The 20,423-nt window shown below is 75.4% G+C and carries 20 protein-coding genes; 12 read left to right on the top strand and 8 right to left on the bottom strand.

The window, feature by feature from the left end; all coding sequences use genetic code 11:
• Nucleotides 1-27: 27 nt before the first annotated feature.
• Both ACIRS1_RS15040 and ACIRS1_RS15035 read right to left on the bottom strand, forming a co-directional pair.
• A complete protein-coding gene (locus ACIRS1_RS15040) occupies nucleotides 28-834 on the bottom strand; it encodes a maleylpyruvate isomerase family mycothiol-dependent enzyme (protein WP_402839509.1) in 807 nt (268 codons plus the stop codon).
• A gap of 8 nt (nucleotides 835-842) precedes the next feature.
• Entirely contained in the window at nucleotides 843-1,427 is a 585-nt protein-coding gene (locus ACIRS1_RS15035) for an SRPBCC family protein (RefSeq protein ID WP_402839507.1), read from the bottom strand.
• A gap of 214 nt (nucleotides 1,428-1,641) precedes the next feature.
• Between ACIRS1_RS15035 and ACIRS1_RS15030 the strand changes: the two genes are divergently transcribed.
• On the top strand, nucleotides 1,642-2,559 hold the full coding sequence (locus ACIRS1_RS15030) for a LysR family transcriptional regulator (protein WP_402839505.1): 918 nt from the start codon (nucleotides 1,642-1,644) through the stop codon (nucleotides 2,557-2,559).
• A 245-nt stretch (nucleotides 2,560-2,804) separates the two neighbouring features.
• On the opposite strand, the gene ACIRS1_RS15025 is transcribed toward ACIRS1_RS15030, so the two are convergent.
• On the bottom strand, nucleotides 2,805-3,779 hold the full coding sequence (locus tag ACIRS1_RS15025) for a helix-turn-helix transcriptional regulator (protein WP_402839503.1): 975 nt from the start codon (nucleotides 3,777-3,779) through the stop codon (nucleotides 2,805-2,807).
• A 109-nt stretch (nucleotides 3,780-3,888) separates the two neighbouring features.
• Here ACIRS1_RS15025 and ACIRS1_RS15020 point away from each other — a divergent pair, with 109 nt between their 5' ends.
• A complete protein-coding gene (locus tag ACIRS1_RS15020; protein ID WP_360218292.1) occupies nucleotides 3,889-4,431 on the top strand; it encodes a DinB family protein in 543 nt (180 codons plus the stop codon).
• 95 nt (nucleotides 4,432-4,526) lie between these two features.
• On the opposite strand, the gene ACIRS1_RS15015 is transcribed toward ACIRS1_RS15020, so the two are convergent.
• Together ACIRS1_RS15015 and ACIRS1_RS15010 are read right to left on the bottom strand one after the other, a co-directional pair.
• Entirely contained in the window at nucleotides 4,527-5,264 is a 738-nt protein-coding gene (locus ACIRS1_RS15015; RefSeq protein ID WP_402839501.1) for an ester cyclase, read from the bottom strand.
• Between the two features lie 14 nt (nucleotides 5,265-5,278).
• Nucleotides 5,279-6,073, bottom strand: coding sequence for an SDR family oxidoreductase (locus tag ACIRS1_RS15010; RefSeq protein WP_402839499.1), 795 nt, complete (start codon nucleotides 6,071-6,073; stop codon nucleotides 5,279-5,281).
• Nucleotides 6,074-6,229: 156 nt separating this feature from the next.
• Between ACIRS1_RS15010 and ACIRS1_RS15005 the strand changes: the two genes are divergently transcribed.
• From ACIRS1_RS15005 to ACIRS1_RS14990, 4 genes are all read left to right on the top strand, one after another.
• Entirely contained in the window at nucleotides 6,230-7,132 is a 903-nt protein-coding gene (locus ACIRS1_RS15005) for a LysR family transcriptional regulator (protein WP_402839497.1), read from the top strand.
• 149 nt (nucleotides 7,133-7,281) lie between these two features.
• On the top strand, nucleotides 7,282-7,983 hold the full coding sequence (locus ACIRS1_RS15000; RefSeq protein WP_402839495.1) for a DUF3152 domain-containing protein: 702 nt from the start codon (nucleotides 7,282-7,284) through the stop codon (nucleotides 7,981-7,983).
• A gap of 156 nt (nucleotides 7,984-8,139) precedes the next feature.
• A complete protein-coding gene (locus tag ACIRS1_RS14995; RefSeq protein WP_402839493.1) occupies nucleotides 8,140-9,069 on the top strand; it encodes a glutaminase in 930 nt (309 codons plus the stop codon).
• A gap of 187 nt (nucleotides 9,070-9,256) precedes the next feature.
• Nucleotides 9,257-9,667, top strand: a complete 411-nt coding sequence (locus ACIRS1_RS14990; RefSeq protein WP_387904044.1) for a hypothetical protein — start codon at nucleotides 9,257-9,259, stop codon at nucleotides 9,665-9,667.
• A 139-nt stretch (nucleotides 9,668-9,806) separates the two neighbouring features.
• On the opposite strand, the gene glmS is transcribed toward ACIRS1_RS14990, so the two are convergent.
• Both glmS and ACIRS1_RS14980 read right to left on the bottom strand, forming a co-directional pair.
• Nucleotides 9,807-11,633 (bottom strand): glutamine--fructose-6-phosphate transaminase (isomerizing), encoded by a 1,827-nt coding sequence (gene glmS, locus ACIRS1_RS14985; RefSeq protein ID WP_360218313.1) that lies wholly within the window; start codon nucleotides 11,631-11,633, stop codon nucleotides 9,807-9,809.
• A 142-nt stretch (nucleotides 11,634-11,775) separates the two neighbouring features.
• Nucleotides 11,776-12,051, bottom strand: coding sequence for a hypothetical protein (locus ACIRS1_RS14980; RefSeq protein WP_244178662.1), 276 nt, complete (start codon nucleotides 12,049-12,051; stop codon nucleotides 11,776-11,778).
• 227 nt (nucleotides 12,052-12,278) lie between these two features.
• On the opposite strand from ACIRS1_RS14980, the gene asnB reads away from it, so the two are divergent.
• The 4 genes from asnB (at nucleotide 12,279) to ACIRS1_RS14960 (ending at nucleotide 17,739) form a co-directional block, all read left to right on the top strand.
• Nucleotides 12,279-14,129 (top strand): asparagine synthase (glutamine-hydrolyzing), encoded by a 1,851-nt coding sequence (asnB, locus tag ACIRS1_RS14975; protein ID WP_402839491.1) that lies wholly within the window; start codon nucleotides 12,279-12,281, stop codon nucleotides 14,127-14,129.
• Between the two features lie 229 nt (nucleotides 14,130-14,358).
• Nucleotides 14,359-15,477: a hypothetical protein gene (locus ACIRS1_RS14970; protein ID WP_360218319.1), complete on the top strand. Its 1,119-nt coding sequence runs from the start codon at nucleotides 14,359-14,361 to the stop codon at nucleotides 15,475-15,477.
• A gap of 143 nt (nucleotides 15,478-15,620) precedes the next feature.
• The gene (locus ACIRS1_RS14965) at nucleotides 15,621-17,153 is read left to right on the top strand and encodes a pyridoxal phosphate-dependent decarboxylase family protein (RefSeq protein ID WP_402839489.1); all 1,533 of its coding nucleotides are present in this window, start codon (nucleotides 15,621-15,623) and stop codon (nucleotides 17,151-17,153) included.
• A gap of 76 nt (nucleotides 17,154-17,229) precedes the next feature.
• Entirely contained in the window at nucleotides 17,230-17,739 is a 510-nt protein-coding gene (locus ACIRS1_RS14960) for a hypothetical protein (RefSeq protein WP_360218325.1), read from the top strand.
• Between the two features lie 21 nt (nucleotides 17,740-17,760).
• Here the strand turns inward: ACIRS1_RS14960 and ACIRS1_RS14955 are convergent, their stop codons facing one another.
• Complete coding sequence (locus ACIRS1_RS14955; protein ID WP_402839487.1) at nucleotides 17,761-18,510, bottom strand: DUF2306 domain-containing protein; 750 nt, start codon at nucleotides 18,508-18,510, stop codon at nucleotides 17,761-17,763.
• A gap of 428 nt (nucleotides 18,511-18,938) precedes the next feature.
• On the opposite strand from ACIRS1_RS14955, the gene ACIRS1_RS14950 reads away from it, so the two are divergent.
• Entirely contained in the window at nucleotides 18,939-19,478 is a 540-nt protein-coding gene (locus tag ACIRS1_RS14950; protein WP_396317652.1) for a hypothetical protein, read from the top strand.
• Between the two features lie 79 nt (nucleotides 19,479-19,557).
• Complete coding sequence (locus ACIRS1_RS14945) at nucleotides 19,558-20,367, top strand: class F sortase (RefSeq protein ID WP_402839485.1); 810 nt, start codon at nucleotides 19,558-19,560, stop codon at nucleotides 20,365-20,367.
• Nucleotides 20,368-20,423 lie beyond the last annotated feature (56 nt).

The following is a 20,423-nucleotide window of genomic DNA, read 5'->3' as shown; positions in this document are numbered from 1 at the left end:
ACCGGCCGGGGCGCACCCGTGGCGCCGTCAGCCCCAGCCGGGAGCGGGCGGGAGCGGCCACCGCGGTGGCACCGGGAGCGGGCCGGTCGACTGGAGCCGCTCTGGCGGGACCCGGCCGGCGAGCCAGCCGAGCAGGGCGTGGCCCGGAGCGGACACGACGGTGCCGGCCTGCGGACCGGTCTGCGGACCGGCCTCCGGTTCGGGCTCCGGTTCGGGCTCCGCTTCGGCCGGGCGCCAGGTGCGGCCCAGATCGGTGGCGTGCATCCCGGCCAGCGGGAACCGGCGGGCGCCCAGCGCGGCCGAGGCCTCGTCGAGTTCCCGGCCGACGAAGTCGGCGGGCCACCGCGCGGCCGGGTGACCGACACCCAGGTCGACGAGGTGGACCTCCAGCTCCCGCTGCGCCCGGCACAGGACGTACCACGCCGGGTGCCGCCACCCCGCGAGGGCGGTGACCAGCACCGGCCACCGCTCGGCGGGCCCGGCCGTCGCCTCCTCGACCAGACGGTCCAGGCTCTCCCGCAGGTCCGCGCCGAGGGCGGCCGCGTCCCGCCCCGCGCCCTCGCGCAGCAACCGGTCGAGGGTGGGGGCGTCCGCCCGGGGCCCGGGTTCGGTACCGGTGCGGGCCAGCTCCAGCAGCCAGTGGTAGACGTCGGCGCTGCGGGCCACGTGCGTGACCAGGTGGGCCCGGCTCCAGCCCGGGAGCCGGGAGGGCCCGCGGGCCTGCGCGTCCGACAAGTGCCCGACCGCGGCACCGAACCGTGCCGCCGAGGCGCGCACACCGTCGAGCAGCGCGGACACCTCACCGGGCGGCGCCGACGCCTCGCCCGGTGGCACGGGACTCGTCATCCTTCCGCGCGGCCGGCCCGGTCGCCCTGCTCGGCCAGCGCCTTGATCCCCTCCAGAGTGGCCGTCATGCCCTTGCGCAGGTCCGCCAGGCGGTACTCGACGATCTGCTCCTCGCGGTCCGGCCACCGGTCGATGACCAGGCTGACCCCGCTGCGCCCGGGGCCGATGACGACGGACTGGCGCAGCCGGGTGCCGCCCTCCTCGGGGGCGAGGTCGAAGCGCCAGGTGGCCAGCGCGACCGCCGGGTCGAGCCCCTGATCGTCCGACAGGGCGGATGACGTCGGTACCGGCGCGCCGTAGCGGCCGTCCGGGTCGACGACGGCCCACGCGAAGGACCGGTATTCGGCCAGCTCGATCACCTGGCTGACGGTCCGCCAGTCCCCCATGTCGTCGCGGTGGTTGTGGCCCTCGAACCGGGCGCCGGGCGCCGCCCCGTCCGCGCCGTCGAGCCAGCCCACGCGCTGGAGCTCGGGGCTCAGGCGGGCGGGCAGGCCGATGTCGGTGACCAGCCGCCACACCTGCTCCACCGTGGCGTCGACGTGCACCTCGCAGTGCGTCCCCGGACCGTCGGCGTAGCGCACGTCCGTCCCCCTTCGTTCGTTCCGATCGCGGTCGTCCTCATCCTGCACCAGCTGTGCGGGTCGGCACCCGCCGCGTCCCCGCCTGTGCGTCCGGTGCGCGCGAGGACAGCGGGCGGGTTGCCGCCCTGGGCCCACGACGATGATCGATCCTGCCGAACACCCAAGTCAATCCACCGATTTACTGGGAAACCCCCAAGCACTACCTTGGGTCGTCGTGACTCTTGACGACCTCCGCGTCTTCGCCGCGGTCTGCCGGGCCGGCTCGCTGAGCGCCGTCGCCCGCGAGCTGTCCTGCACCCAGTCGGCCGTCAGCCAGCACGTGAAACGGCTCGAACGGGAGCTGGGCCTGACCCTGGTGGAGCGCCGTCCGCGCGGGGTGGTGCCCACCAAGGCCGGCCGCCTCCTGCAGACGGCCGTCGCCACCGGTCTGGGCAGCATCGACCACGCGCTGCGCAGCATCGGCGAACTCGCCCGCGGTGAGGGCGGATCGGTGCGGATCACCACCGGAGCCACCAGCATCCGGCACTTCATGTCCGCCGCCGTGGTCGACTACCGCCGGCGCTTCCCGCAGGTCAGCCTGGAGTTCCAGACCGAGGTCTCCAGCCGGAGCTGCTTCGAGGCGCTCACCGCAGGCCGGGTCGACCTGGCCTGGGTCACGCTCGGTACCCCGGTGCACGGGATCGAGCAGCGGCCGGTGGTCGAGCTGCCCTGGGTGCTGGCCGTCGCCGCCGGGGACCCACTGGCCGCCCGGGACGCCATCGAGCCCGCCGACCTGCAGGACGCCCGGCTGATCGGGCTGCCGCAGAACTCGGTGTCGCGCTCCCAACTCGACTCCTGGCTGGGGCGGTCCGGCATCCGGCCGGTCTTCGACACCAGCGTCGCGGACTGGGACACCGCGATCCTGCTGGCCGAGCTGGGTCTGGGCCACGCCGTCGTCCCGGCCCTGCCGCAGTGGCAGGGCCCCGGCCACCCCGGCCTGCGGCTGCTGCCGCTGCCCGCGCTCCCCGTCCTCGCGGCCGGCTGGGCCGTCCGCCGCGGGGACCCGCTCTCCCCACTGGCCCGCGCCTTCGCCGACACCGTCGCCGACCACTGCGGTCACCCGGACCCGACGCCGCGGGCTCGACACCGGTAGCCGAACCCCGGCGCGACCGCCCGAGCCCCGTCGGGGTTCGGGACGGACCTGTCCTGGAGGCCCGCATCGCGGACCTGGACGGCTGGAAGCGCGTGACCGGCGCCGTCGACAGGTAGTCGCCGTCCTGCCGGGGCCGGCGGCGCCGGCCGCCGAGGCGCCCTCGGCGGCGTGCCGCGGCCCGGCGGGTGCGGCGAGCACGCCCACACGTCTGGACGACTGCCCCGCCCCACAGCGCCGCACCGCCGCTACCCGGCGGCCCCGGCCCCCGCCGCCCGGGTGAAGCGTGCCCCCCACTCCTCGACGAGGACGCGCAGTTCGGCCGGGGCCGTCACCCGGAACTCGGCGCCGAGCGAGCCGAGCGCCATCGCGGGCCAGTCCAGCGAGTCCGCCGTCATCAGCAGCCGGCAGTGCCCGGAGTCGACCTCCTCGACGGTGCCCCAGCGGCCGACGTGGGCGCGGACGGTCTCGGCGGGGGCGGCCACCAGGGCCTCGACCCGGTGCGGGCGGGGCACGCCGCCGAGCCCGGCCCGGACGAACGCGGCGGCGTCCTCGGCGGGGAGTTCGCGGGGGCCGAACCGGGTGCCGCTGCCCTGCGGGGAGCTGAGCCGGTCGAGCCGGAAGGTCCGCCAGTCCTGCCGGTCGAGGTCGTAGGCGACGAGGTACCAGCGGCGGTGGAGGCAGACCAGCCGGTGCGGCTCGACGTGCCGTCGGGAGCCCCGGCCGTCGGCGGCGGAGTAGGAGAAGCGGAGCCGCTCGGTGTCCCGGCAGGCGAGCGCCACCGCGGTGAGCCGGTCCGGGTCGACCCCGGGGCCGGCCGGGGTGCCGCCGCCGATGGGCACGGTGACCGCGCGCAGCGCCTCGACCCGGCGCCGCAGCCGGGCCGGCATCACCTGCGCGACCTTCGCGAGCACCCGGACGGAGGCCTCGGCGATGCCCTCCACCGGGCTCTCGGCCGCGGCCTGCAGGCCCACGGCGAGCGCCACCGCCTCCTCGTCGTCGATCACCAGCGGGGGCAGGGCGGCGCCCGCGGCGAGCTGGTAGCCGCCGTCGACGCCGCGCTGCGCCTCGACGGGGTAGCCGAGTTCGCGCAGCCGGTCGACGTCCCGGCGCAGCGTGCGGATCGAGACGCCGAGCCGGTCGGCCAGTTCCCCGCCCGGCCAGTAGCGGTGGGTCTGGAGCAGCGAGAGCAGTCGCAGCGTTCGGGTGCTGGTGTTCGCCATGTCAGCGATTCTCGCGCAATTCAGGCCAGGAACTGACCGCAATGGCCCGTAGCGTAGGCCTTGTCCGAGAGAGCAGGAACCGAGCACGACCCGAACGGAAGGCCACACCATGACCGCGACCCCGAGCAGCAGCACCGCCACCGCCACCGGCGAGCGCGCCGACCTGCTGACGGCCCTGGCCAAGCAGCGGCACTTCCTCCGCTTCACCACCCGCGACCTCACCGACGAGCAGGCCGGTCTGCGGACGACGGCCAGCGAGCTGTGCCTGGGCGGCCTGATCAAGCACGTGGCCGCCGTCGAGCGGGTCTGGGCCGACTTCATCGTCGGGGGCCCGTCGGCGATGCCCGACTTCACCGCCTTCACCGAGGAGGACTTCGCCCGCCGGGCCGACGAGTTCCGGATGCTGCCGGGCGAGACGCTGGCCGGCGTGCTCGCCGAGTACGAGGAGGTGGCCCGCCGCACGGACGACCTGGTCGTGGAGCTGCCCGACCTGGGCGCCACCCAGCCGCTGCCGAAGGCGCCCTGGTTCGAGGCCGACGCTGAGTGGTCGGCCCGCCGCGTCCTGATGCACGTCGTCGCCGAGACCGCCCAGCACGCGGGCCACGCCGACATCATCCGGGAGTCCCTGGACGGCGCGAAGAGCATGGGCTGAGCGGGTTCCGGCGGCTCGGCGACCAGGGGCCGAGCCGCCGGAGAACCGGGGGGAGGCGGACGGGCCGGGGAGGGAGGGGGCGGACGGGCCGGCCGTCAGCCGCCGACGCCGAGTTGGCGCAGGAGCGTCTGGTTGTCCTCGACGTGCCAGTCCTCGGTGATCCGGTCGCCCCCGGCGTGCTGGATGTCGATCGCGTTGAACTCGACCCGCTGGCCCCGCCCCCGGACGCCCTCGAAGGTGCCGGTGAAGTGGCCCCGGAAGACCAGCCGGGCGGTGATCCGGTCCCCCGTCACCAGGACGTCGGAGAGCTCGCAGGTGAGGTCGGGCACCGCCGCCCGGAAGGCCGCCGAGGCGGCGGCGGGTCCGGCGGGCCCCTGCGGGCGGCCGTCCGGCAGGGTGTTGTCCCGGAACGACGGGCTGATCGCGGCGTCCAGGTACTGCTGCCGCCCGGTGTTCCAGAACGTGTAGAGCTGCTGGGCCAGGTGGACCAGCCGGGTGGCCCGGCGTTCGCCGATCGAGCGGTCGACGGTGAGCGTGCCGGGCCGGACGAGGTCGGGCGAGCGGTCGACCAGGCGCTGCGGCCAGGCCCGCGGGGTGTCCCGGTGCCCACCGCCGCGGGACTGCGCGGCCGCGGTGGTGCCGCCCACCAGGCAGGCCGCCACCGCGAGGGCCACGGTGCCGCGGGCCAGACGGCCCCGGAGCAGGTCGCGGGGCGGAGTCCGGTGCGGGCCCCGCTGCAGGATCCGGCGCCGGCCCTGGCCACTGCCACGCCCTGGTGCCCGCTGCGGAATCGCCGCCGGGAGCCCGGCGGCCGTCGGAATCGTGTGCGTCATCGGAGGTCCTCCCGTCAGGCCAGCCGGCCGCCGCCGTCGACGTGCAGCACCGTGCCCGTGACGTACGGGTTGTCGACTGCGTAGAGGACGGCCTTGACCAGGTCGTCGGGGGTGCCGACGCGGCGGGCCGGGTTGCGCTCGGCGACGCCGCGCAGGAACGCGGCCTTGCCGGAGCCAAGCCCGTCCCAGGAGCCGGTGTCGACGATGCCGGGCGAGACGGCATTGACCCGGACCGGGGCGATCTCGACCGCGAGCGCCTGGACGAGGAAGGCCAGCGCGCCGTTGGCGGTGGCCATCACCGTCCGCTCCGGCGCCGGGCGCCAGGCGGCCACGCCGGAGAAGAAGGTGAACGAGCCGTCGTCGGCGGCCTGCGGCGCCAGGTGCTTGGCGAGCAGCAGCGGGCCGATCACCTTGGCCGCGAACGCCCGCTGCACGTCGGCGAGTTCGAGGTCCTTCAGAGGGCCGTTGGCGGGCATCGCGGCGGTCGAGACCAGGTGGTCGAAGCCGCCGGCCCGCCGGGCGAGGGCGGCGATTGAGGCCTCGTCCGCGAGGTCGAGCGGCACCACCTCGGACGGCCCGGACAGCTCACCGGCCGTCCACTCCAGCTTGCGGGGGTCGGGCCCGGCCAGCACCAGCTCGGCGCCGGCCGCCGAGGCGGTCACGGCGAGCAGGCGGCCGGTGCGCGAACCCGCGCCCACCACGATCAGGCGCTTCCCTTCGAGGGCGGCGACCGCGGGCCGCGGGGTCGGGGCCTGCGCGGACGTCGGGGCCTGCGCGGACGTCGGGGCCTGCGGGGACGTCGAGGACACGGGGTACTCCTTCAGGGGTCTTCGGGTACGGGCGCGGGAACGGGGACGGAAGGTCCCCGGGCCGGGCGTCTCGCCCGGCGGCCACCCCTTGACCCTCCCCCGACCAGCACTCATGCGTCCAAGGCATGCCGTCGATGCCATCGATAAAATCCGCTCATGACAACGCTGCGGCAGCTCGAGTACCTGGTCACCGTCGTCGACACCGGCTCCTTCACGCGCGCCGCCGAACAGCTGCACGTGACCCAGCCGGCGCTGTCCCACCAGGTGCGCGCGCTGGAGAAGGCCGTCGGCGGTCCGCTACTCGAACGGCTCCCCCGCGCGGTGCGCCTCACCCCGCTGGGCCGGGCCGTCCTCCCGCACGCCCGCGCGGCGCTCGCCGAGACCGGCCGGCTGCACGCGGCCGCGCGCCGCGCCGGCGGGCTGGACGAGGGCGAACTGGAGGTCGCCACCGTCCACTCGGTCAGCCTCGGCATCCTGCCGCCCGTCCTGCGGATCTGGCGGGCGAGGCACCCCGGCGTGCGGATCCGGCTGCGCGAGTACCCGCACGCCGACCGGCTCCAGGAGGCGATGGCGGCGGGCCGGGCCGACCTGGCCGTCGGGCCGGTACCGGCGGGGTGGGAGGGCCCGATCCGCGAGCTCGGCGTGGAGGAGTTCGTCCTGGTGCTCCCCTCCGACGACCCGCTCGCCGGGCGCCCGGAACAGCCGCTACCGCTCGGCGCACTGGCCGACCGCGCCTGGGTGCACTACGCCCCCGGCCACGGTCTGGCCGATCTGCTCGACCAGGTCTGCGCCCGCGCCGGTTTCACCCCGCGGGCCGCCGTGCGCACCGAACAGACCTCCGCCGCGCCGCTGTTGGCAGCGGCGGGCCTCGGGCCGGCCCTGGTGCCGGCCAACCTCGTCCCGGACCGCTTCGACGCCGCCGTGCTGCTGCCCGACCCCCTGGTGCACCGCACCCTCGCGGCCTACACCCGCACCCGCCCCGACCCGGCCACCACCGCCTTCGCCGACTTGCTCGCCCGCCAGGCCTGCGTCACCCCCGAACGCTTCCGGCCGTCCTGACACCGGCCGGTCCCACCGGGACACCGAGCCCCGCCACCGATCCGCCCCGCCCACCCCCGACCCGATCCGACCGAACCCGACCAGACCTGTCCGAATCCGACTGAACCAATCGCCCCCGTCCGCGCGTTCCTCCCGGTATGAGGAGGTTCATGAAGAGGCTCGGCGCACCCCGGTCCCGGCGGATCCGCTACGGCGCACCCGCCCTGGTCGTGGTCACGGCGGTGACCGCCGGTCTGCTGTGGTGGCACCCGTGGGCGCAGGACACCCGGCAGAAGCCGATGCGGTTCACGACGGCCACCGGCGGCACGGCCCGCATCGGCACGGGCGAGCACCTGTACCGCTACAAGGTCCGCGCGGAGGACAGCCTCCCGGAGAAGCCCGGGCAGTTCGCCGCCGAGGTGGACGCCGTCCTCGGGGACGTCCGGCGCGGCTGGGCGGCCGGCGGCGAGGCCTCGTTCCAGCGGGTGGCCGCGGACCCGGTGGACTTCACCGTCTACCTGGCCACCCCGGCGACCACCGACCGGATCTGCGGCCAGTACGGCCTGGACACCGGTGGCACGGTGAACTGCGGGGTGGGGCACCAGGTCGTCATCAACGTCAAGCGCTGGCGGGAGCTGTCGGAGTTCTACGTCGGCAAGCCCGCGCTCTACCACGCGCTCGCCGTCAACCACGAGGTCGGCCACGTCATCGGGTACGGGCACGTCGACTGCCCCGGCGAGGGCCAGCCGGCGCCGGTGATGATGCAGCAGATCAAGGGCCTGCACGGCTGTGTGCCCAACGGCTGGCCGTACTCCGACACCGGCACCCTGCTCTCCGGGCCGGCCCTCCCGGCCCCGAGCGCCGCGCCCTGACGGCCACGCGCCGACGGCCACGCTCCCCGACGGAACGGATCACAGGACGACCACAGGGCGGCCGGCCACGCCCCGGCGGCCGGCCCGTCGTGCCGAAACCCGCATAATTCTGGTCGTACCTGTGATCGCGCCCGTGGAGGAACAGCGTTGAGCGGCATGCCCGAGGGAGAGAGCCTGGACTACCCGCTGCTGCTGGAGGCAGCCTCCGCGGCCGCGCACGCCACGGCCGGGCAGGGCCGCGTCGCCGACTACATCCCGGCTCTCGCCACCGTGGAGCCGGACGCCTTCGGCATGGCGGTGGCGACCGTCGACGGCGAGCTGTACGGGACCGGGGACTGGGAGCGGCCGTTCTCGGTCCAGAGCGTGTCCAAGCTGTTCACCCTCGCGCTGGCCATGGCGCACGGCGGCGACACCGTCTGGACCGGCGTGGGCCGCGAACCCTCCGGCAACCCGTTCAACTCCCTGGTGCAGCTGGAGACCGAGCACGGCATCCCGCGCAACCCGTTCATCAACGCGGGGGCCCTGGTCGTCACCGACCGTCTGCAGAGCATGACGGGCGACGCCGCCGGGGCCGTCCGCGACTTCCTGCGCCGGGAGTCCGGCAACCCGCTGATCGACACCGACCCGGTGGTGGCGGCCTCCGAGGCCGAGCACGGCCACCGCAACGCCGCGCTGGCCCACTTCATCGCCAGCCACGGCAACCTGGAGAACCCGGTCGAGACCGTCCTCGACCACTACTACGCGCACTGCGCGGTCACCGCCAGCTGCCGCGACCTGGTCCTCGCCGGCTCCTTCCTGGCCCGCTACGGGGTGCGCGCCGACGGCACCCGGCTGATGTCGCGCAGCGAGGCCAAGCGGGTCAACGCCGTGCTGCTGACCTGCGGCACCTACGACGCGGCGGGCGAGTTCGCCTTCCGGGTCGGCCTGCCCGGCAAGAGCGGCGTGGGCGGCGGCGTGCTCGCGATACTCCCTGGGCGGGCCGCGGTCTGCGCGTGGGGCCCTCGGCTGGACCAGGCCGGCAACTCGGTGGCTGCGGTCACCGCCCTCGACACCCTGACCACCCTCTCCGGCTGCTCGGTGTTCTGACCCACGGCAGGCCCCTGCCGACCCGGGACCCAACGGAGGCCGGACACTCCGCCGGCCGACCACCACCGCAACTTCTCACGCCCGTCGGCCGGTTGACCACCGGCCGACGGGCAGTCCGTGGCATGCTCCAGGCGGGGGCCCAATCGTCGTCACGAGGAGTCCGAGAGGAATTGGGGGGAACCGTCCGATGCGTACCGCGTTAGCAGCCCTGCTGGGTCTGGCCGGAGCGGCGGGGCTGGTGCTCAGCTCTTTCCAGCCCTGGTACGGGAAGAGCGATCCGAGGTCGGTGCCGGTGGCCGACCTGTTCCGGGGGATGTCCCCCACGCGCACCACCTCGACCGCGATGTCGATGTTCCTGCTCCTGGCCCTCGCCGCCGGGATCGCGGTGGTCGCCCTGCTGGTGCGGTCCCGGCCCGGGCTGCTGCTGGCCTGCGTGGTCGGGGTGGTCACCGGCGTGCTGTGGGTGTACCAGAAGGGCCGCGAGCTGTCGCCGGTCTCGCTGGACGTCACCGACCTGGACAACGGCTTCTGGAACGCCTGCGGAGGCGCCCTGGCGATTCTGCTCGCGGTGGCCCTGCTGCCGCCCAAGCGGGTCTGAGGGCGGGCGCCGGGCCGCGCCCGGCCCGTAGCCCCCGGGGCCCGGCCGTCGCGCGGACGGCCGGGCCCCGGGAGCGCCGCGGAGGCATCGGGGCGGACGGGCCCGGCAGGACCGGCCCGGCCGACCCGGGCCGGAACGACTACTCGACGGTCACGCTCTTCGCCAGGTTGCGCGGCTTGTCGACGTCGCGGCCCAGCGCCACCGCGGCGTGGTAGGCGAGCAGCTGGAGCGGGATGTTGAGGAGCAGCGGGTCGAGTTCGGGCTCGCTCTTGGGGACCAGGATGCAGTGGTCGGCGAGCTTCTCCTCGGGCCTGCGGTGGGCGACGGCGATGACCCGGCCGGAGCGGGCCTTGATCTCGCCGAGGGTGGTGAGGTTCTTGTCGAGCAGCTCGTCGTCCGGGACGAGGGCGACGGTGGGCAGCTCGGGGCTGATCAGCGCCAGCGGACCGTGCTTCAGCTCGCTCGCCGGGTACGCCTCGGCGTGCACGTAGGAGATCTCCTTGAGCTTCTGCGCGCCCTCCCGGGCGACCGGGTAGCCGCGGACGCGCCCGATGAACATCATGCCGGTGGACCCGGCGTACTCGGCGGCGAGCTCGGCGATCTTCCCGCTCTGGTCGAGCACCTCGCGGATCTGGTCGGGCAGCGCGTTCAGGGCGGAGACGATCCGCCGGCCGTCGGCGGGCGAGAGGTCGTGGATGCGTCCGAAGTGCAGCGCGAGCAGCGCGAAGGCGACCACGGTGGACGTGAAGGCCTTGGTGGAGGCGACCGAGATCTCCGGCCCGGCGTGCAGGTAGATGCCGCCGTCGCACTCGCGGGCGATGGCGCTGCCCACGGTGTTGACGACGCCGAGGACCCGGCCGCCCTTGCGCTTGACCTCCTGGACGGCGGCCAGCGTGTCGTAGGTCTCCCCGGACTGGCTGACCGCGATGTAGAGGGTGTCCGCCTCGATCACCGGGTTGCGGTAGCGGAACTCGGAGGCGGGCTCGCTGTGCGCGGGGATCCGGGCGAGCTCCTCGATCAGCTGGGCGCCCATCTCGCCGGCGTAGTAGGCGGATCCGCAGCCGAGGATCTTGACCCGGCGGATCTCGCGCAGCTCGCGGGCGTCCAGGTTGAGGCCGCCCAGGTGGGCGGTGGCGAAGCGCTCGTCGAGGCGGCCGCTGAGGGTGCGCTCGACGGAGCCGGGCTGCTCGTGGATCTCCTTGAGCAGGAAGTGCTCGTACCCGCCGGTGTCGTAGGAGTCGATCTCCCAGTCCACGGTGGAGGGCTGGCGGTGCGTGGTGCGGGCGTCGGAGGTGAAGGTGCGGAAGCCGTCGGCGCGGACGGTGGCCAGCTCGCCGTCCTCCAGGTGGACGACCTGGCGGGTGTAGCGGACGAGCGCGGAGACGTCGGAGGCGGCGAACATCTCCTTCTCGCCGATGCCCAGCACGATCGGGCTGCCGTTGCGGGCGACCACGATCCGGTCCGGCTGCTCGGCGTCGAGGACGGCGATGCCGTAGGTGCCGACCACCCGGCCGAGGGCGGCGCGGACGGCGTCCTCCAGCTCGACGCCCTCGGTGACGTGCGCGGCGATCAGGTGCGAGAGCACCTCGGTGTCGGTCTCGGAGCGGAAGACCGCGCCGTCCGCGGCGAGCTTGGCGCGCAGCTCGTCGGCGTTCTCGATGATGCCGTTGTGGACGACGGCGATCCGCTCGGCGTTGTCCAGGTGGGGGTGGGCGTTGGCGTCGCTCGGCACGCCGTGGGTGGCCCAGCGGGTGTGGCCGATTCCGGTGCCGCCCTTGAACCGGGCGGGGACGGCGGCGGCGAGGTCGGCGACCCGGCCCTTGACCTTGCGGACCTTCAGGCCGCCGGTGCGCCCGGTGACGGCGACGCCGGCCGAGTCGTAGCCGCGGTACTCCAGGCGGGCCAGGCCCTCCAGCAGGAAGGGGGTCGCGTCCTTGGGGCCGATGTAGGCCACGATTCCGCACATGCGTGGGCTCCTCTTCTGAAGGCGGGAAGGCACTTGGCGATACAGCAATACGGCGATACGTCGATACGGCGGTGGAGCGGTAGGCGGTGAAGCAGCGGGGCGGCGCGGCCGGGGCGGCGCGGCGCCCGCTCGGCGACGGCGCTCAGCCGTAGACGATCCGGCGCAGCTGGCGGGCCGAGAGCTCCGGTGCCGCGACGCGGCGGGCGGGCAGCTCCTCGGCGAGCCGGGCGAAGATCCGTTCGTTGGTCAGTCCGCGTGCCTGGAGCTCGCCGTGGCGGCGGCGGACGTACTCCTCGGTGGTCTCGGAGAAGTAGGCCAGCACCTCGGCCACGATCCGCGCCGCCTCCCGGGGCCCGAGCGGGCTGGTCCGGGTGAGGTGGGCGAGGAGGTCCTCGTGAGGGTGGGGTGAGCTCGACACGAGTGAGGAGCCTAGGCCGCGCCGGTCGGGGAGGACAAAGATCCTGCCCGAATTCGGGCAGACATTACGACTTTCAGCTCAAGAGATCAGCCGATCGGCCCCCAGCGGGCACCCTCGCCCCTCCCCTCTCCTCCCTGCCGCACCTTTCCGTCGCACTCTTGTAGCCGTACCCGGCCGTCACGTAGCGTGACACCCTGCGTACGCAGCGGAAGACCGGAGGCTTGCTGATGTGCGGGATCACCGGATGGGTCGCGTTCGACCGCGACCTCACCGCCGAACGGGACGTCCTCGACGCGATGACGGCCACCCAGCTCTGCCGCGGCCCGGACGCCGGCGCCGTCCGCCTCGAACGGCACGCCGCGCTCGGCCACCGCCGCCTCGCGGTCATCGACCCCGGGGGCGGCACCCAGCCGATGGCCGTCGAACGGGACGGCCGGCTGCTGGCCGCACTCACCTACAACGGCGAGGTCTACAACCACCGCGAGCTGCGCGCGGAACTGGCGGCGGCCGGGCACCGCTTCCGCACCCGCAGCGACACCGAGGTGGTGCTGCACGCCTACCTCGAGTGGGGCGAGGGCCTGGCCGAGCGGCTGAACGGCATGTTCGCCCTCGCCGTCTGGGACGCCCGCACCGAGGAGCTGCTGCTGGTCCGCGACCGGATGGGCGTCAAGCCGCTGCACTACCACGCCACCGCCGACGGCGTGGTCTTCGGCTCCGAGGTCAAGGCCCTGCTCGCCCACCCCGCCGTCCGCCCGGTCGTCGACCTGGACGGGCTGCGCGAACTCCTCGCCCTCACCCGCACCCCCGGTCTCACCCCCTACCGGGGGATCGCCGAGGTCCCGCCCGGCCACCTGCTGCGGGTGGGCCGCGCGGGCGTCACGACCCGCCGCTACTGGGCGCTCGAGGCACGCGAGCACGCCCACGGCCTGGAAGCCACCGTCACCACCGTCCGGGCCCTGCTGGAGGACGTCGTCCACCGTCAGCTCGACTCCGACGTCCCGCTCTGCTCCCTCCTCTCCGGCGGCCTGGACTCCAGCGCCGTCACCGCGCTCGCCGCCCGGGAGCTGCGGGCCGCGGGCGCCGGCCCGCTGCGCTCCTTCTCGGTCGACTTCGCCGGACAGGGCGCGGACTTCCACCCCGACGAGACCCGCACGACGCCGGACGGCCCCTACGCCCGGCTGCTCGCCCGGCACGTCGGCGCCGACCACCGGGTGATCGAGCTGGCGCCCGCCGAGCTCACCGACCTCGCCCAGCGCTCCGCCGTGCTGCGCGCCCGCGACCTGCCCGGCGGCGTCGGGGACATGGACGTCTCGCTGCTGCTGCTGTTCCGCGGCGTGCGCCGGCACTCGACCGTCGCGCTGTCCGGCGAGTCCGCGGACGAGCTGTTCGGCGGCTACCGCTGGTTCCACGACCCGCGGGCGATCGCCGCCGAGGACTTCCCCTGGGCCTCCGCGGTCAACGCCATCGGCGGCCCGGGCGCTGGCCCCCGCGAGCAGCTGCTCGACGCCGACCTGCTCCGCAAGCTCGACCTGCCGGGCTACCGCCGCGCCCGCTACCGCGAGGCGATCGCCGAGGTGCCCCACCTGCCGGCGGCCGACCCGCGGGAACGCCGGATGCGGGAGATCTCGTACCTCAACCTCACCCGCTTCCTCCGCATCCTGCTGGACCGCAAGGACCGGATGAGCATGGCCAACGGACTGGAGGTGCGGGTCCCGTTCTGCGACCACCGGCTGGTCCAGTACGTCTTCAACACGCCGTGGGCGATGAAGCACTTCGACGGCCGGGAGAAGAGCCTGCTGCGCGCCGCCGTCCGGGACCTGCTGCCGCCCGAGATCGCCGACCGGGCCAAGAGCCCCTACCCCGTCACCACCGACCCGCACTACCCGGCGCTGCTGCGCTCCGAGCTGGCCCGGCTCGCCGCCGCGCGCACCTCCCCCGTGCTCGGCCTGCTGGACCGCAGGCGGCTGGCGGACGCGTTCGCCCCGGACACCGACCCGCAGTCCGTCCGGCTCGCCGTCGACCTGGCGCTCGACCTGGACGCCTGGCTGACGCAGTACCGGGTGACGCTGGACCTCTGAGGCCCGTCCGCCCGCCGGGGCCGCCCCCGCGCACGGGCCGGCGGCGCCGGCGGCCCAGCGGCTGCACCGTCCGGGTGATCATCGGGAACCATCCCGCCGCACCCGGGCGTCGGACCGTGCGATAGCGTCGCCGACACCTCCCGAATGGCGGGCGAAAACGCGGATTCCCGCCACCGTGCCGTCAGGATGGGAGCGAACCGTCCACCTCGATCCGCCGGGGGATCCCGTCATGCAGCCGCGAGTATTCGCGATTCTCACCGCCCTGCTCCTGGGCGTCCTGGGCCTCGGGTCGGTGGCCGTCACCGACTGGACGCCCGCGACGGCCACCGCGGCGACGGCCCAGGCCGCCACCGGCACCACCCCCGGCACCGCGCCGCCGGCCGGCACCCCGGCCGCGAGCGCCACCCCGACCGGCGACCCGGCCGTGTGGACCCGCTCGACGCTGCGCAACAAGCTGATGGCCGAGATGGACGCCACCGACCCCGGCGTCGCGCTGGCCGACCTCGACAAGATCACCAAGGAGAAGCCGTACACGGTGCGCTTCTGCCACCCGATCGCGCACGAGCTCGGCCACGCGGCGGTCAAGCGCTTCAACGCCGACTTCCAGAAGGTCATCTCCTTCCCGCACGAGACCTGCGCGGCCGGCTACCTGCACGGCGCCGTCGAGGAGATGCTCAACGCCTCCGCCCAGCCCGAGGTGGACCTGCTCAAGCTCTGCGCGCCGAAGAACACCGGCCCGTGCATCCACGGCGTCGGCCACGGCACCATGTTCGTCGCCAAGCAGGACGTCGCCAAGGCGCGCGACCTGTGCAACAAGTTCCCCACCGACCAGAACCGGATCCGCTGCTCCGAGGGCCTGTTCATGCAGCTCTTCGGCCCGGACGAGGAGGACGAGAAGGCCAAGGCGAACCTGCCCGCCGACAAGCTCGCCCAGGACCCGCTGTACCCCTGCAAGGACCAGCCGTCCCTGTTCCAGTCCGCGTGCTTCTTCTACGCCCCGACCTTCTACCTCTCCTCGCACGACTACCCGAACCACCCCGAGGTCTACGCCGACGCCCTCAAGTGGTGCCTCAACGGCAAGGCCAGCGGCGGGGCGGTGGACTGCAGCCGCGGCGTCGGCTCGCGCACCATGAAGTACAACCTGGACCGCGAGGACTGGGCCGCCCAGCAGTGCGCGACCGCCGCCGACGGCTGGCAGCGCAAGGCCTGCGCCGAGGGCCTCGTCAGCTACTACACGGTCAACTACACGGACGGCGGCGCGGCCGGCCGGCTCTGCTCCAAGATCACCAACAAGGAGATGCAGGGCTACTGCCGCTCCGCGAGCGGTCTCTCCGCCTCCCTGGACTGACCGGCCCCCGGGGCGACCGCTCCCGTCCGCCACGTCCCACCCACCGGGCCCGCGCCACACGGCGCGGGCCCGTTCCGTAGGATCGGCCGCTCAGGGTGCGCCGAGGACGCCGCGCCTCCCCCCACCCCTGGAGAGCCGCCGCCATGACCACCGAGGACCCCCGCGCCGGGCTCCGGCCCGGGTCCGGCCCCGAGCCCCGCACCGAGCCCCGCACCGAGCCCCGCACCGAGCCCCGCGCCGAGTGCGGCAGCGCCGCCCACGCCGAGTTCCGCGGCGCCGCCCATGCCGCCGCCGACCTGGTCTCCGACTACCTCGCCGGACTGCCCGCCCGCCCGGTCTGGCAGCCGATGGACGACACCGCCCGCACCGCCCTGCTGGACGCGCCGCTGCCCGCCGACGGCCGCCCGCTCGCCGAGCTCCTCGCCGCCATCGACCGGGACGTCCTCCCCCACCCGATGGGCAACGGCAACCCGCGCTTCTTCGGCTGGGTCAACTCCGCCCCCGCCCCCGCCGGAGTGCTCGCCACCCTCGCCGCCGCCGCCATGAACCCCAGCTCGGCCGGCGGCGACCACGCCGACGTCCACCTGGAACGCGCCGTGGTCCGCTGGATCGCCGAACTGGCCGGCTTCCCGCACCCGCCGGGCGGCGGACTGCTCACCTCCGGCACCTCGATGGCGACCATCGTCTGCCTCGCCGCCGCCCGCAACCGGGCCGCCCGCCGCGCCGGGTGGGACGTCCGCGAGGACGGCCTGGCCGGCCTGCCGCCACTGGTCGGCTACGTCACCGGCGAGACCCACTCCTGCGTCCGCAAGGCCGCCGAACTCCTCGGCCTCGGCAGCCGGCACCTGCGCACCGTCCCCACCGGCCCGGACGGCCTCCTCGACCCGGCCGAGCTGCGCGCCGCCGTCGACCGCGACCGGGCCGCCGGACTGCTCCCCTTCCTGGTCGTCGCCTCGGCGGGCACCGTGGGCACCGGTGCCGTCGACGCGTTCGGCCCGCTCGCCGACCTCTGCGCCGAGCAGCAGCTCTGGCTGCACGTCGACGGCGCCTACGGGGCCTTCGGCCGGCTCGACCCCGCGATCGCCCACCGCTACGCCGGCCTCGAACGCGCCGACTCCCTCGCCCTCGACCCGCACAAGTGGCTGGGCGTCCCGGTCGACTGCGGCTGCGCCCTGGTCCGCGACCCCGAGGAGCTGCGCGCCACCTTCAGCCTCGTCCCCTCCTACCTGCGCGACGAGGCCGCCGGCGCGCTCGGCTGGTTCTCCGAGTACGGCACCGAGCAGACCCGCCCGTTCCGCGCCCTCAAGGTCTGGGCCACCATCGCCCACAAGGGCCGCAGCGGCCTCGCCCGGGACATCGCCCGCTGCACCTCGCTGGCCCGCCGGCTCGGCGAACTGGTCGAGGCCGACGGGCAGTCGGAGCTGCTGGCCGAGGTGCAGACCTCCATCGTGGCCTTCCGGCACCGCCCGGCCGGCCTGGGCGAGGAGGCGCTCGACGCGCTGAACCGCGAGCTCCCGGCCGCCGTCCAGCGGCGCGGCCGGGTGTTCGTCACCGGGGCGCGGCTGGACGGGCGGGAGGTGCTCCGCGCCTGCCTGCTCAACGCCGACACCACCGAGGCCGACCTGCACCTGCTGCTCGCCGAGGTCGCCGCCGCGGCCGCGGACCTCCGACCGTAACGCGCGCCCGGAGACCGTAACCGCCGGGTCACGGGGGGTGCGCGGTCGGGAAACACCCGTTGGGCACCGTGGTGCCATGGAGCACACGGAGCACCAGACGACCCGGCCCGCACCCGACCTCCCCCGCGCCCCGCAGCGCGGCGCCCGCACCCACCGCTGGCGCCGCGACACCGTCGAGCTCGCGGCCGTCTTCGTCTCGGTCACCGCGGCCGACCTGGTCGCCAAGATCGTCGTCAGCGGCCCCGACGGCCCGGTGGTCCTCGCCACCTCCGCCCTCGCCCTGCTCGGCACCGCCCTCTTCCACGCCTGGTGGTCCCACCGGCACCACCTCCACGGCCCCCCGCCGCCGACCGCCCTGTGGCGGGTGCGCACCACCGGACGCAGCACCCCCACCGACCTCGCCCGCGTCCACACCGCCCTGGCCGGGCGGCAGGTCACGCTGCTCTCGCTGCAGCCCCACCCGCTCCCCCACACCACCGTCGACGAGCTCTACCTCCGCGCCCCGCACACCCTCACCCCCGCCGACCTCACCAGCCTCCTGGCCACCGGTCAGCCGCTCCTGGACACGCCGACCCGCATCGGCTGAGCACCCCGGCGCCCTCCCGGATCAGCGCGGGGACGGCGCCGGCACGAGGCGGTAGGCGGGCAGGCCCCGGCGGCGGACCAGGAACTCGGCGACCACCAGGTTGGGCAGCCAGCACAGGAACGGCAGCGCCGCGTAGGCGTTGTCGAAGGCCCGGTCGCCGTCGAGGTCACCGCCGGCGGTGAGCAGCTGGAGCACGATCAGCACGCCCAGCCACACCCGCAGGGTGACGGCGGCGTAGGTGAGGGCGAAGCTGCGGATCATCCAGGCCTGGTGGCCCGCCAGGTCGCCCGCGCGGACGGCCCGGTAGCCGCGCCAGGTGGTCCAGGCCCAGAGCAGCGCGAGGGTGCCGAACCCGAAGAAGCCGTCGAAGGCGATCGAGCTGACGAAGGACATCACGAACGCGGCCGCCGCCCCGACGCCCACCCCCAGCACGTACACCCGGCCGGTCCACCGGTGCACCCGCGGTGCTCTTCGGCGCAGCGCGGCGGAGAACTGGAACGGGCCGACCAGCAGGGCCAGCGAGGCCGTCACGACGTGGACGTAGAAGACGACCTGCACGGCGTACGGGCGGTCGGCGTAGGCGGCGGACACCCCGCCGTCCGACGCGGAGATCGGCAGACTGGCCCGGGCGTAGCTCGCCAGGACCGCACCGACGATGGCGAGCGACGTCAGCAGGACGACGACCCAGCGGACCCGCCCGCCGCGTCCGGTCCGTACGGTGCCGGTCGGTTCGGTGCCGGTCGGCCCGGCCCCGGCGATGGTGCTGGTCATCCGGTGACCCGCTCTCTGCTCGGTGGGAGGCGTTCGGGCGGCCGGGCGCGACGGCACACGCCCGGTCGCACCGGAGGCGCGGACCCGCCCGCGCCCCGCCAGTCTGGCCGGGTCCGGCCGCCCACCCCATGGAGCAACCCCCCACCCCGGTAGGGGGGTTACCCCCATGGCTGGCCCGTAGCCCGGGGTGCCGCCGCCGTCGCGGTCCGCGAGGTGGCGAGGCGTCACCGAACACGCCGTCACGGGTGGCTGACACCTGCTCCGGCCGCGGGAGGGAATCGGCCGTGACGGTCCGGAAGGTTCGTTACGCAGCCGATGGGCGGCCGTGACACGACCGGCCGGGGACCGCGACACGGGCCTCCTACCGTCACTGACGACGCACCGGCCAGCAGGGCCGGACGGCGTCCGTGACGAAGGAGAGACCCCGTATGAGCAGGAGCCGTACCGACCGTTCGCCCGTCCGCCGCGTGCTGGCGGTCTGCGCCCTCACCGGAGGCGCGCTGCTGACCGCCGTGACCGGCGGCCAGGCCTGGGCCGACGGGTCCGGGGCCGCCCCCGCACCGGCCGCCAAGGCAGCCACCGCCCAGGAGGCCGGCTCGGGCACCGGGGCCGCCCCCGCACCGGCCGCCAAGCCCGCCGCCGTCCAGGACGCCAAGCCCTCGGCCGGGTCCGGCGCCGTGCCGACCGCGACGCCCAGCCCCCTGCCGCCCCGCGCGGCCCAGCCCTCCGCCGCCCCGGCGGTCGTCGGCCGGGAGAGCGCCACCCCCTCGCCCGCGCCGAAGCCCGCCGAGGGCGGCGGCCAGCCCCAGGTCAAGGACGTGCCCAAGGGTGCCGCCCAGGCCGGTGACGGGTCCACCGCCACCGACCACAGCGGTCTCGCGCTGGCGGGCGGCGGAGCCGTCGCCGCGGTCGGCGCCGGGGCCCTGGGCTTCGCCGTCCTGCGCCGCCGCTCCGGTGCGCGCGGCTGACACCGGCCCCGACCCCGCCGGGCACCCCGGTGCCGCCGCCCCGCCCCTGACCGGGTGGGGCGGCGGCACCGGGGCCCCGGTGGCGGACGGGCGATCCGAGAGCACGCCCGGCACCGGCCGGGCCTCCCGCCGCGGGCTCCCGCGCACCGGTGCCCACCGCCGGGCCCGTCCCGGTGCGCCCGGACCGGGCCCGCTGCGCCGGACGGCCTTCGGCGCCGCCGGCCTGGCCTGTCTGGTGCTCGGCACCGCATTGGCGGTGTCCGGCCGGAGCACCCCGGTGGTCCGGGTCGAGCCCTCGGTGCACGGCCGTGCGGACGGCCCGGCCACCGGGACCGCCCCCTCCGGCGGCCCGACCGCGGGCACCGGGGCGACGGGCGGCAGCGCGGCGGGTACCGGGGCGACCACTCCGCCTCCCGCGCCGAAGCCGTTCGCGGCCTCGGTGCCGACCCGCCTGCTGATCCCCTCCGCCGGGGTGGACGCCCCGGTGACGGGCCTGGGCCTGAACCCGGACGGGACGGTCGAGGTGCCCGCCGCCGACCGGGCCGGGGAGGTCGGCTGGTACCGCAACGGCCCGACGCCCGGGGAGACCGGCCCCGCCGTCCTCATCGGGCACTACGACACGGCGCACGGCCCCGCGGTCTTCCAGCGGGTGCCGAAGCTGCGGCCCGGCGACCTGATCCAGGTCCGGCGGGCCGACGGCGGCACCGTCGGGTTCCGGGTCCGCGAGCTGCTGCAGGCCGCCAAGGACCGCTTCCCGACCGAGACGGTCTACGGCGACACGCCCGCCCCCGCGCTCCGGCTGATCACCTGCGGCGGGCGGATCGGCGCGGACGGCCACTGGACGGACAACATCATCGTCCTGGCCGACCTCGTCACCGACGCGGGCTGACCCCGGGCCGCCCCCGGGCCGGGCCCGACCGCCCCCGGCCCGCCCCCGGGCCGCCC

This window comes from Kitasatospora sp. NPDC101176, from assembly GCF_044768035.1.
In the GTDB taxonomy this organism is placed as follows: domain Bacteria; phylum Actinomycetota; class Actinomycetes; order Streptomycetales; family Streptomycetaceae; genus Kitasatospora.
Note: the sequence above shows the minus strand (reverse complement) of the source record. Positions and strands in the feature narration are given on the sequence as shown.